The sequence below is a fragment of the Oceanobacillus sp. J11TS1 genome, from assembly GCF_018333215.1.
Lineage (GTDB): Bacteria > Bacillota > Bacilli > Bacillales > Amphibacillaceae > Oceanobacillus.
Genome location: NZ_BORO01000046.1, coordinates 1 through 12,106, shown reverse-complemented (window position 1 = coordinate 12,106; position 12,106 = coordinate 1). Strand labels below are relative to the sequence as shown.

At 37.1% G+C, this 12,106-nt stretch carries 15 protein-coding genes; 7 read left to right on the top strand and 8 right to left on the bottom strand.

Annotated features, from left to right (window positions below; all coding sequences use genetic code 11):
• Positions 1-110 precede the first annotated feature (110 nt).
• From KI343_RS19315 to KI343_RS19295, 5 genes are all read right to left on the bottom strand, one after another.
• Positions 111-353, bottom strand: a complete 243-nt coding sequence (locus KI343_RS19315; protein WP_212928043.1) for a hypothetical protein — start codon at positions 351-353, stop codon at positions 111-113.
• Complete coding sequence (locus KI343_RS19310) at positions 350-538, bottom strand: hypothetical protein (protein ID WP_212928042.1); 189 nt, start codon at positions 536-538, stop codon at positions 350-352. The genes KI343_RS19315 and KI343_RS19310 overlap by 4 nt, the downstream gene beginning before the upstream one ends.
• A 12-nt stretch (positions 539-550) precedes the next feature.
• Positions 551-832, bottom strand: coding sequence for a helix-turn-helix domain-containing protein (locus tag KI343_RS19305; protein ID WP_212928041.1), 282 nt, complete (start codon positions 830-832; stop codon positions 551-553).
• Positions 833-976: 144 nt separating this feature from the next.
• A complete protein-coding gene (locus KI343_RS19300) occupies positions 977-1,744 on the bottom strand; it encodes a BRO family protein (protein WP_212928040.1) in 768 nt (255 codons plus the stop codon).
• A 33-nt stretch (positions 1,745-1,777) separates the two neighbouring features.
• On the bottom strand, positions 1,778-2,023 hold the full coding sequence (locus tag KI343_RS19295) for a helix-turn-helix transcriptional regulator (RefSeq protein ID WP_212928039.1): 246 nt from the start codon (positions 2,021-2,023) through the stop codon (positions 1,778-1,780).
• Between the two features lie 159 nt (positions 2,024-2,182).
• Here KI343_RS19295 and KI343_RS19290 point away from each other — a divergent pair, with 159 nt between their 5' ends.
• The 6 genes from KI343_RS19290 (at position 2,183) to KI343_RS19265 (ending at position 7,829) form a co-directional block, all read left to right on the top strand.
• Positions 2,183-2,539 carry a helix-turn-helix domain-containing protein gene (locus tag KI343_RS19290; protein WP_212928038.1) on the top strand — a complete coding sequence of 119 codons (357 nt, stop codon included), beginning with the start codon at positions 2,183-2,185 and terminating at the stop codon, positions 2,537-2,539.
• A gap of 46 nt (positions 2,540-2,585) precedes the next feature.
• A complete protein-coding gene (locus KI343_RS19285; RefSeq protein ID WP_212928037.1) occupies positions 2,586-3,764 on the top strand; it encodes a hypothetical protein in 1,179 nt (392 codons plus the stop codon).
• A gap of 218 nt (positions 3,765-3,982) precedes the next feature.
• Complete coding sequence (locus KI343_RS19280; RefSeq protein ID WP_244857137.1) at positions 3,983-4,291, top strand: ImmA/IrrE family metallo-endopeptidase; 309 nt, start codon at positions 3,983-3,985, stop codon at positions 4,289-4,291.
• Positions 4,288-4,446, top strand: a complete 159-nt coding sequence (locus KI343_RS19275) for a hypothetical protein (protein ID WP_212928036.1) — start codon at positions 4,288-4,290, stop codon at positions 4,444-4,446. The genes KI343_RS19280 and KI343_RS19275 overlap by 4 nt, the downstream gene beginning before the upstream one ends.
• Positions 4,447-4,467: 21 nt before the next feature.
• Entirely contained in the window at positions 4,468-5,508 is a 1,041-nt protein-coding gene (locus KI343_RS19270; protein ID WP_212928035.1) for a tyrosine-type recombinase/integrase, read from the top strand.
• Between the two features lie 296 nt (positions 5,509-5,804).
• On the top strand, positions 5,805-7,829 hold the full coding sequence (locus KI343_RS19265) for a transglycosylase domain-containing protein (RefSeq protein ID WP_212928034.1): 2,025 nt from the start codon (positions 5,805-5,807) through the stop codon (positions 7,827-7,829).
• A 526-nt stretch (positions 7,830-8,355) separates the two neighbouring features.
• Here the strand turns inward: KI343_RS19265 and KI343_RS19260 are convergent.
• From KI343_RS19260 to KI343_RS19250, 3 genes are all read right to left on the bottom strand, one after another.
• Positions 8,356-8,871: a YwhD family protein gene (locus tag KI343_RS19260; RefSeq protein ID WP_212928033.1), complete on the bottom strand. Its 516-nt coding sequence runs from the start codon at positions 8,869-8,871 to the stop codon at positions 8,356-8,358.
• Between the two features lie 62 nt (positions 8,872-8,933).
• Positions 8,934-9,440: a YwgA family protein gene (locus KI343_RS19255; RefSeq protein WP_212928032.1), complete on the bottom strand. Its 507-nt coding sequence runs from the start codon at positions 9,438-9,440 to the stop codon at positions 8,934-8,936.
• Between the two features lie 6 nt (positions 9,441-9,446).
• Positions 9,447-10,748: an HD domain-containing protein gene (locus KI343_RS19250; RefSeq protein ID WP_212928031.1), complete on the bottom strand. Its 1,302-nt coding sequence runs from the start codon at positions 10,746-10,748 to the stop codon at positions 9,447-9,449.
• A gap of 173 nt (positions 10,749-10,921) precedes the next feature.
• On the opposite strand from KI343_RS19250, the gene KI343_RS19245 reads away from it, so the two are divergent.
• Positions 10,922-11,761: a lipoate--protein ligase family protein gene (locus KI343_RS19245; RefSeq protein ID WP_212928030.1), complete on the top strand. Its 840-nt coding sequence runs from the start codon at positions 10,922-10,924 to the stop codon at positions 11,759-11,761.
• Positions 11,762-12,106: the final 345 nt, after the last annotated feature.

Sequence of the window (12,106 nt, the reverse complement as noted above, 5' to 3'; positions counted from 1 at the left end):
TGCTGTATGTCCATCATATTCACCTCCTTAAATTGAAGTCATCATGTAGTACAGAAATGCTAATGCCGCTATATAACCCAACACGTGAAACCACTTGTAAAAGCGTTCACTCATATGCGGGACCTCATGAAATCTTCATGATCTTGCTCGATTGCGACAACTATCATTTTGATTGCGTTCAATTCTGCGATGTATTTTTCAATCTTGTTGATTTCTTCTAGCGATCTAGTTGCATTTTCTGCATAAGCAAGAGCTTTTGAAACATTGCCTTCTTTTAATGCTTTTCCTTCTAATTCTCGGTTGTATATATAGCAACTCTTTTCATCTCTGAATCTTTCGAAAATGTTTTTCATGCTGACTCCACCTCTCCAATGTATTCTTCAAGTTTCTTTCTTGAAATGTGATAAGTCCATCTGCCTTCTGATGTCGGAACAGCTGTCCCAATAGGAAGTAATTGACGTTGCAACCCAATACGCACAAACTGTTGTGACTTACCTAAAATTTGTGCAGCTTCTGCTACCTTTACGTTTTTGTTCATTGTTCTCTCCTCCTATAAAATCTTGATAAATAACATAGATGCAAAACCTAGTATCCCGGAAGTTGCTATCGATTCTGCCATTACCTGTCCACCTGCTATAAAGGCAATCAGCATATCTTGATTGTTCGTTTTATGAGCCCACCGCATTGCGTTCGATAGAGTTAGCGCAATAAGTCCTTTTTCCATGCGAGAAATCGTTGACTTATCGCAATTCATCAGCTTCGCCATTTGGGTTTGGGTATACCCAGCTAAAGCTCGCATTCTTCGCAGCAACTCCCCTTCCGTGAAATCCATGAAATCACCTCCTTTGTTGCATAATCTGCAACAACGTTGCTCTTCGTGCAAAGTGCCTTTTAATAGATTTGTATATTGCTATAATTAAATTACCGACACCCTCAATCGGTAAGAAAAACTCAGTTGGTTTCTAGTTTGCTTGTTTTAATGAAAGACACCGAACTCTTGAAGTAGTTTCTCTGATAACTTCACCTGGCCCTTACCAGTGATTAATGTTGTCAGAGTTTCTACATCACCCTGTGTTCTGCTAATGACAGATACAGTTGTTTCAAACAATCCTTGCTCAATATATTGTTGTTTTGGATTATTTCTTTCACGGCCAGATTTAATTAGGTAACCGCGGTCCCTTAGCCATTGGAACATTTTATTTCGGCCAATATTTACACCGTGCTGGTCGTACATCATTTTTGAAAATGTTCCGATATTCACGGAAGCATCTGATTGAGATACTACTTTTCCAAAGGTTGTATAAGGTGCATCTTCTCTTTGTTGCTTTTCAAGTCGCATCCGGAATTCTCTTTCTTCTTTTAAATTGGAAAGAAGTTGGATTCCAAAATCCGGATCGCTGATTATGTTTTCTATTGTCGATGGTGTTGCATATGCTCCGTGTTTTCTGATTGATGGGATAACCTCATGTGTTATCCATCGCTTGAATTGTTTTGCTTCTGGTTTGCGGCTAGATAAGACTAAGTTATATAAACCAAATTCATTTACTGCTTGGTAGGTCCTGTTTTGGCTGCCGTCATTTAAAGTGACACCAGCTTTTTCATCTTCATCTAAGCGTGATAAAGCTTGTCTGCTATTATTAATTTCTAAAATGCCGCATACATCTTTAGCAACAAACCAAGGTTCATTATTTTGCTCGACGATGCGTAATTGATTACCTTCAAATAATTTTGTTAATTGGTTCATTTTTAGTACCTCCTATGTGATTTGATGGTTTGTTTAGATGATTTCCTTTTCTTTATCGCGTTTTGCGATTTTATTATCAAAAAAAATTTCATCGAGGCTCACATTATATAATTCCTTTAATTTTAATAAGTGTTCGAGTTGTGGTGAACGGTGTCCATTTTCTATTTGAGAATAGTAATTTGGAGAAATACCAAGCTTTTTCGCGACGAATTTAGATTTTAAACCTCTTGAATCTCTAAATCTCTTTAAGTTATTGTTGATTTGACTATTTTTAATCATTATTCTCACCCCTTTCCGAAATCGCATTTTGTGATTTCTTGTTTATAATATACCATCGCATTTTGTGATAGTCAATAGTTTAATTCACTTTTTGCGATTTTTTGATTAAAATATCATATTTTGCGATATAATCGCCTTTAAAGAAAGGTGGTTCTGAATTTGAATGAATCTATATTGCCTAAAAGATTAAAAGAACTGCGTGAAAAAAACGGATACTTGCAAAAATTTGTAGCTGATAAAATCGGCGTTAGAAGCAATACTCTATCCGGTTATGAAAACGGAACAAGGAAACCGGATCCGGAAATAATTAGAGACCTAGCTAAATTATATAATGTAAGTACAGACTATTTATTAGGGCACGAAACTGAACAAAATAAATTTGATTACTATAAAAATAAAATCGTTACAGAGTTCCCTGATATTGATTTAATGTTTCATGAGATGGAAACTTTAACCGCAGATGATTTAAAAGATGTGTACGAATTTATTAAATTCAAAAAGAGCCAAAATAAATAGAGAATGGCTTTGATATAGATAGAGGATAAATAGAGGGGTAGATAGTTTGAAGAAATATTTATTTGTGTTTGTAAGTTTGGTTCTAATTCTTTCTGCTTGCGGCGATAATTCAGAAAGTGATAATCCTAGCGAGAAAAACGAAGAGCTTCAGGCGGAAAATGTTGATAGCGAAACTGATAAAGAGGATTCTTCCGACAAGGAATTGGATTTAAAAAAGAAATTAGGTTTACGAACAGAAGATATCTTTAATGCTGAATTATTCGAAGGTCAGGAAGACTCTTTACAAAGCTTTGAATATGAAAATATGAACATAGATGTGATTGACAGCGATAATTCTGCATTTAGAATGTTTGTATATTACGTTGATGATTCTGAATATGCATCTGGTATAGTTTTACGAAATAACGGAAACAACAAAGATTTAAGTCAAGAAACGTTTGATTTTTTCTATGATAGCATAGATAAAGGTGCACAAGATGCTTCAAGACAATTCAAAAGAGCTCATGATGATTATTACCTTGTTGGAGTAATCTTTAATAGCGAAATTGATATTGATAATCCACCTGTTGATTTATCAGAAATATCCGGGAAGGATTTCTTTTCAAATGAGGAAAATGTTGTGTTTTATAAAAACGCTTTGAACAAGGCTGAATATAAAGAAATATATGATACAGCCTCAACTTATGTAGATAATAATGACGTTTCGGAATATGACTCAGCAAATGAAATCATAGAAATATTAGAGCCTATACAAGATTATATGGAGGATATTGAGATCCAGTACGATGATTTTGATGAGGTATCTACTATATATTATAAAGGTTTGAATGATATTAGCAGCGAAAATTATATCGTGCCTTTTATTACTACTGAGGACAATACAATGAATCTATTAGTTGGGTTTGAAAAAGAAAATTGGTTATTCGCCGATGACGTTATTTTTAATATAGATGGTGAAAGAGAAACCATTGGTACTTTTGACTTTGATACTGAAACTCTTGGGGGTAGGTTAATCAGAGAGGAAGATATCAAAACAAATGTCGATGAAGAATTAATCGAAGAAATTGTCGAGGCTGACGAAGTGAAAATGAGGTTTGAAGGCAGTAAAGGAGAACTCGACTATACTTTAACGACAAATGATATCAATGCGATCAAAACATTAAGTTCTTTTAATGGTATTAGGAATGAATTGTCTAACTTGTTGTATAGATTTGAAAATAATTAATAAATCAACTGAGGGTGTGCTTAGGCATGCCTTCTATTATAACCTTAAACAGAACATATATTCTTTAATTCGGGGGTTTTAGTTTGTATTCGCACCTAGAGGATTTTATTCACCAGATATATTTAAGAATGGGCATTGTCAAACCATCTGAAATGGACATGTTTTTGATCGCTAGATTATTGGGAGTCGTGATTTCTTACGAGAAGAGGTCTTTTAGAATGGATAATGAAATCATTTTGAATAAAGGAACGCCAAGACAAGAATGGATGATGTTTGGTCATGAGGTTTGCCATTATCTTAGACATTGTGGCATTCAGCTAGTTATGAACAAACTGTTTATTGATTTACAGGAATACCAGGCTAATTATTTTGCTTACCATTTTTGTGTGCCAACTTTTATGTTGGATGAGTTAAAAATAAACAGCGTAAAAGATATTGTTGATCATTTCAATGTTGATTATGAATTCGCGTGGAAAAGATTTGAAATTTACCAAAATAAACATTACTTACGGGAGGGAATCATGTGAGAATCACATCACTAGAGGACAAGAGAAAGCAAAAAGCGATGAAGGAAACGGTAAAGCTGCCCATTTATGAATCGATTCATCGAAATGAAGAAGGTGAATTAATTGGAAAGTTAGTTGATTATGCAGAAGTGCCAAGATGGTACATTGAAAAATAAAAAGTATAGGGAGTGTTGAATATGAGAAACCCAAATGGTTATGGAGGAGTTGTGAAACTTAGTGGTAATCGCAGAAAGCCATATGCAGCTAGAGTAACAGATGGCTATGACGAGAATGGGAAACAGCTATATAAATATCTAGGAACTTATGCTAGTCAGGCGAAAGCTAATGAAGCTCTCGTTCATTATAACAATAATCCCTATGACATAGATAAAAGGAAGATTACGTTCAAGGGAATGTATGAGCTTTTTTATCATGATAAATTCAAAAATACATCGGAAAGTGAAAAGAAATCCAGTAAAATTGCTTATAAGCAAGGGTTTGATCACTCTAAAAGCATTCACAATAAGAAATTCAAGGATCTTAAAAAGTCTCATTTGCAAGATGTTATTGATTCTTGTAAATATGGGGATAGCACGAAAGCTAACATCCTTAAAACGTATAACCAGATGTATAAGTTCGCAATGGAAAATGATATTGTGGAAAAAAGTTATGCTCAATTTGTGACCATTAAAAAAACCGGACAAAAAACAGATAGAGAACCATTCACGGAAGAAGAAATCCAAAAGCTGTGGGACAACATCAACACAGTCGATAACATTGATACTGTATTGATTATGATTTATACAGGACTACGCCCAGGGGAATTGGTTGAAATAAAAAATGAAAATATACATTTAGAGGAAAGGTATATGATTGGTGGCTTTAAAACCGAGGCTGGAACGAATAGAATTATACCGATTCACAAAAAAATACTTCCTTTAATTGCTAACCGGATGGACGAAGGTTCTAAATATCTAATTCACAACAGGAGTAAGCAACGAATGACATATAAAAATTATCGTGAAAACTACTGGTTAAAAATTATGAAAAAATTACAAATGGAACATCACCGAGCGCACGATTGTAGACACACATTTGCTACCATGATGGATAATATAGATGTCAATCGAACTGCTGTGAAAAAAATTCTCGGGCATGCTTTAGATGATATAACAGAAAAAGTATATACTCATAAAAATATAGAACAATTGATAAAAGCTATCGATAAATTGGAATAAAAATTTGTATATTATGCGTATATTACAAGGAAATAAAATATAGATTTTATTGATATGCAAACAATTTTAGACCCTTGCTCCCTATTGGGGGCAAGGGTTAAAGTTTGGCTTAAATTTATTATAGCGATAAACCCCCATGATAAGCAATACTCTTGCTGGCTTAAAAATCGGGTTTTTAATCATTAGGTTTATAAAGTCATTTCTTTTTCCATAATAGATAGAGGATATGGTTTATTTTGACACGATTCATCATCATAAATGATTACAGATGATATATTTTTTGGAGACGATGAAGGATGAAATCATTAAAAGAGATACCTCTAATCTATAAGCTAATCGGCAACATCATTCTATTGGTTATAGCAGGAATATTAGCTATCTATTTACTCGCTTATTTAATGGGTCCTCCAAATCTCAGTGATAAATCACCCTCTATTTTATATGATCGAGAGGGAGAAATCATTGGAGAGTCATTCGGGGATGCTTATGAATGGATTCCTTTAGAAAATATAGACCCTTCCGTTGTTCAAGCAACTCTGGTTATTGAAGATAATCGTTTCTTTCATCATGAGGGGCTTGATTTCTTTCGTATTATAAGATCGTTATGGAATAATCTTATTTCCGGATCCCTGAAAGAGGGAGCCAGCACAATTACGCAGCAGTATGCCAGGAATCTGTATTTATCCCCAGAAAAAACATGGTCGCGTAAAATTCAGGAAGCCTTTTACGCAATTCGTCTAGAAATGTTTTATTCGAAGGAAACCATTTTAGAAGGATATATGAATACCATTTATTATGGACATGGCGCATACGGCGTCGAGGCAGCAAGCAATTATTTCTTTGGAAAGTCTGCTTATGCACTATCCTTGGCAGAAGCGGCTATGCTTGCTGGAATTCCCAAGGGGCCAACTTACTATTCCCCATTAAATAACATGGAGAAGGCAACCAATAGACAGCAGCTCATTCTTAAAGAAATGCTTGAAAATGAGATGATTTCTGAGGCTGCCTATACAGAGGCAATCAATGAAGAATTAACTTATCAACGGGAAACCCCAGCAAAAGAAGAAGCATCCTTTTTTAATGATCAAGCCTTGCAAGAAGCAGCGCAAATTTTAAATAAAGACATCGAAGAGATAAAACATGGCGGTTACAAGCTACATACGACACTAAATATGGAATATCAGAAGCAAATGGAGGCTGCCGTAGCGAAAAGCCTAGATGAAAAGAGCGACTTAGAGACTGCCGGTATTTCGATTATTCCACAAACCGGTGAAGTAGTAGCTATGGTTGGCGGGAAAAATTATGAAACGAGCACTTTCAATCGGGCAATGGATGCAAAGCGGATGCCCGGTTCTACTTTTAAACCAATTTTATATTACGCCGCTCTTGAAAATGGCTACACATCTAGTACGACTTTAACGAGTGAAGCAACTACTTTTGAACTGCCAGATGGTTCTACGTACAAGCCAAGTAATTACAACGGTTATTATGCAGATGGGCCAATTACACTTGCACAAGCCATTGCATTATCAGATAACATCTATGCTGTGAAAACGGCGCTTTATGTTGGGGTCGACCAATTTATAGAAACAGCTAAAAAATTCGGGATTGAAAGTGATTTAAAATCCGTTCCTTCCCTGGCACTCGGTACTTCTTCTGTTTCTGTCGTTGAACTGACAAGTGCCTACGCTCGTCTTGCGAATGGCGGAAAAACGGTTACCCCTTATCTTATTGAAGAAATTATTGATGCGGATGGAAAGAGCATTTACTCGCATGAAGCTCCGGAAGAAGAACCTGTTTTAGACGAGAAGAAGGCTTTTATTCTTACACAGCTGCTGACCGGTATGTTTGATGAGACATTAAACGGCTATACACGCGTAACGGGAGCAAGCTTACAAAATAAGCTAACCGATATTTACGCCGGCAAATCTGGAACAACCGATTTTGATAGCTGGATGGTTGGATACAGTCCATCCATCTCCACTGGAATTTGGGTCGGTTATGACGATCACCGTGAAATGACAAATGTAGAAGAAACAGCTTTTTCCAAAGAGATATGGGCAAATTACATGGAAGAAATTGATGAAGAGGGAAAGAACGTTTTCCCAATGCCGTCCGGAATCGTCGGGCTCCCCATTGATCCTCTTAGCGGGTTACGTGCGGATACAAGTTGTCAAAAAAGCAGGATTATGTTTTACGAAAAAGGTACAGAACCACTAGGCTACTGCCATAGCGGAGATTCAGACGATCGCGAGGAAGAAATAGAGGATGCAGATACAGATACAGGCATCCTTCAAAAATGGTTTGAATCGATGTTTTAAGAACGTCAATCTCTTTTTACAATAAAACCTGGTTACGATTAGAACAAAAGCGCAGAGCGCCCGGGTAGCGACGTACGGACTGGACTGAGCCGTAGGAGATAAAGGAAACATGCCCCTTTAGGGGTATGCCGACGTTAGGCTTTAGCCTGGTTTTAGTCGGACTTCCATTATCTCTAGAGTCGATGTTGACTTTCACCACGGGCATAAGTGCGACTTTAGCTATGTCTGCGCCTGACGGCTTGCCAATCGCTAAGTCTTCTTTATCGTACGGAGGTGAGGGAAGTCTCGCTAGTCGCTGGGCGCTGGAGCTAGACGTGGCTGCTTATGTAACTAAGTTATCAATAGCATTCAAATTTTATAATTTCTTGCAACAAAAAAGCAGTCTGTATCGATACCCTCGGATACAGACTGCTTTTTTGTCCTAGTAATCATGAGTTAGCCCATGTACTCATAGTTTACAAAGTATTTAAGAAAAGTACAAGAATTTCTGAATTTGTTCATAATTCATTCACAATTCCGCCATAGTTTAACTTTCAATTCCTAATTGCGTTTTAAGCTCGGAAGATGAATTCTCCCACATTTCCGGTTTGAATTCTTTTAGAAAATCACCTAATAATTTTTTGGAATGATCATCCATATGCTCGACGATAATTTGGCCTTTTAGTGATTTTTCCATATGCTTTACATGTTCTGCCATGGATTTATAAGCTCGTTTAATCTCACGGTTTACGCGAATTTCACTGCCGGCAACACCAGCGTAGTAAGGACCATTTTCTCCTTTTTCCACGGTTACCCAGACAATCCAATAAAGCTTGCCGCCTTGGACTTCCTCGCGATTATTAATCCATTTCACACGACGCTCGACGTCACTTCTTGCATGCATTGCTGCCATATCAACATACGCCTTATCTTCATTTGGATCTACAATAATCGATGACATGTTTTCAAGGCTGATTGTTCCTGCTCCATAACCGCCATGCCCATCGGTAGAATCATCTTTGATAATCGTAAATGTATTTTTCTTTTTATTTTCTTCTGTCATTGTTTTCCCTCCTGACTCATTTCACCCTTTTTTCTTATTCTATCATGTTCTAAAAGGCTTTTTTAGTGCAAAGGCTTATTCTGTATTTCCTCAATAAACCGAAATGCTTGATCCATTTCTTCTTTTGTATATTTTAGCTTCGGTTTTACGGTATGCACCTTTTCAATTATTTCTTCCTTTGACAAATAAGCAAAATATAAAACTGTCGAGACAAGTTCTAAAAACCGTGCACTGCAAGCTTGCAAAGCACTAATTCTATCCTCCATCTCCGGCATATTCACTTCAAATTGATTTAGAAAAGCTGCTCCATCTTCCGTTATCGTATAATGATATTGATGGTAATTACTTTTTTCTTCCTTTTCCTCATTTAAAAAGTTTAAATTACAAAGCTCCTCTACGCGCAATGTTAACTCCTCTGAATAAGGACCGTAGAAATGAAATTGATATTTTTCTTCAAAAGGAACGCGGCATTGCTGCAAAATATAAATCATCTTTTGCAATTTCTTCCGGCCTGTTATTTGATTGGCTTTGGAGAAAAAGTAGAGCAGTTTCGCATGATTATCTAACACAAATGGTCATTCCTTCCCGTACAATATATCTAAAATACGTTTCTTTAAATCTGCATCCTCTATGGATTGAACCCTGTCCTTAGGAAAATAAAGCTTATGGTCCGTACGTTTTTTCCCTGAAATCGCCTCAACAATATCGGAATGGCGTGATAATTCCTTTAGTCCGCCGTCTGGCATTAATAGATGGATCGGCAGGCGTTCTTCCTCTTCTCCCGGACGATAAAAATCATACGGCAAATCCGAAGAAGAATCCACGACTAAATAATAATCGGGGTCAATACCAGCCTTTTTAAACAGCTGATAAAGTTCCATCCCTGCATTAATTTGCGGATCCGGATTGTACTCTACATACTTAAATAAATGGCGGTTAATGAATCGATAGCTTAAATCGGCTAAAATCTCATCATCTTCTTCCTGCCATTGTTGAAAATAATAATAAACAATCATTTCATCCAGCTTTAAATAATCCGCTAGCGTTACATTCTTTTCAAAGAAAGAGATAAAATGTGTCGGTTCCACCTTAAATTGGTACGAAGCATCTTCATAAAGCTCCTTTGCCCGATGAAATATTTTGGATAAAATAACCTCCGCACTTCTTGTTACAGGGTGGAAATAAACTTGCCAATACATTTGATAACGGCTCATAATGTAGTCCTCGACTGCGTGCATTCCTGTTGATTTAATCACAACCTGGTCATCCATCGGCCGCATGACACGTAAAATACGTTCCATATCAAAATGACCATAGCTCACTCCGGTAAAATAAGCATCCCGCTGCAGATAATCCATGCGATCCGCATCAATTTGGCTGGATATTAAACTAACAACGAGCTTATCAGAATAGGTCTTGCCAATAACATCTGCTACCTTCTCAGGAAAATCAGCAGCTATTTTTTTCAAAATCTCATTTACCTTTGTATCCCCTAAAATAATCTGCTGTGTAAATTGCTCATGGTCTAATTTAAACACTTTCTCAAACGAGTGTGAGAATGGTCCGTGCCCTAAATCATGCAATAACGCAGCACAAAGACAAAGCAGCCGCTGTTCTCGGTCCCATCTTTCACGGTCTGCAAAGTTATTGGTAATTCTTCTCACAATTTCATAGACCCCTAACGAATGATTAAAGCGGCTATGCTCTGCCCCATGAAACGTTAAATTGGTTGTACCCAATTGCTTTACCCGCCGCAGTCGCTGGAATTCTGGTGTAGCAATTAAGTCCCAAATTGCACGATCCCGGACATGAATATAGCGATGGACCGGGTCTTTAAATACCTTTTCTTCTGTTAATTGTTCATCTTTATATGCCATACTAATATCTCCATCCGTGCTTCCCCTAAAATTTAGCGTGCTTGTCTCTTTATTCTGCTTGTACAATTTTTTCGTACAGTCTTTTTATAAAATACCTTATATTTCTTTTCTTCTTATGCTTTTAGTATATTATAATATAGTTAATTAGCTGATGAAAGGTTTAGGATGAAGATATGAAAAATTGGAAAGAAATTATTCGGCATAATACATTTCGTTATATAGACCATTCTACGGAAGGTTTTGTTGCAGGAAAGCCTAATACGGCTCTTGCATCCTTTGCCATTGATGATGCGCTGGCTATCTCTGTCAGTGAGGAAGTTTCCCCTCCCGTTATTCGTCTATGGGTGCACCCCAATACCATCGTTTTAGGAATTCCCGATTCTCGTTTACCTCATATCAAAGCAGGCATGGACTTTCTTAAAAAAAATAATTATCAAGGGATTGTTCGTAATTCAGGCGGTCTTGCTGTCGCTTTAGACGAAGGCGTTCTTAATATTTCTTTAATCATTCCTGGAGCAAAGAACTTATCGATCTATGACTGCTATGAGGCAATGGTGCGTTTTGTCCAGGCAATGTTTCAAGATATCACGGATGCGATCGAAGCTTATGAAATTGTCGGTTCGTATTGCCCTGGAGATTATGATTTAAGTATTAACGGAAAAAAATTCGCAGGTATTTCACAGCGCCGTGTAAAAAATGGAATATCCGTACAAATTTATTTAGACATTGAAGGAAACAGTAAAGCGCGCGCTTCCTTTATTCGTGAATTTTATCATATTGCGAAACAAGAGGAGGAGACCTCTTTTACCTATCCAGAGGTAGACCCTGATGTGATGGCTTCTCTTTCTGATTTATTAGGGATTTCATTAACTGTGGAGGATGCCAAAGAGCGTGTGATAGATACATTAAAAGGGTTAACTGAAGAAATTGTTACCATCCCCATACAAGATACAGAACAAGCAAACTTTGATAAGCGTTACCAGCAAATGATCAAACGGAATGAAAATCTGTAGAAGTTTTGGATTGGGGTGGAGAGGGTTTGGCCTGGGGTTGGAGCGGATTTGGCCATTTTTGGAGCTAGTTTAACCTAAGGTGGAGCGCTTTGGCCTGGGTTTGGAGCGGATTTCGACTCGATTGGAGCGCTTTGGTCTTAGTTTGGAGCGGATTTCGACTCGATTGGAGCGCTTTGGTCTTAGTTTGGAGCGGATTTTGGCTCGGTTGGAGCGCTTTCGCGATGACGTACAATAGTCTGTGTAAGATGAATAAATAGGAAAGGTAAGGTTATCCTACCCTTTAGTTAATCACGACAAAAACTAAGAAGAGGAGACCTTACCCATGTCTACTAGTATAACTGATAA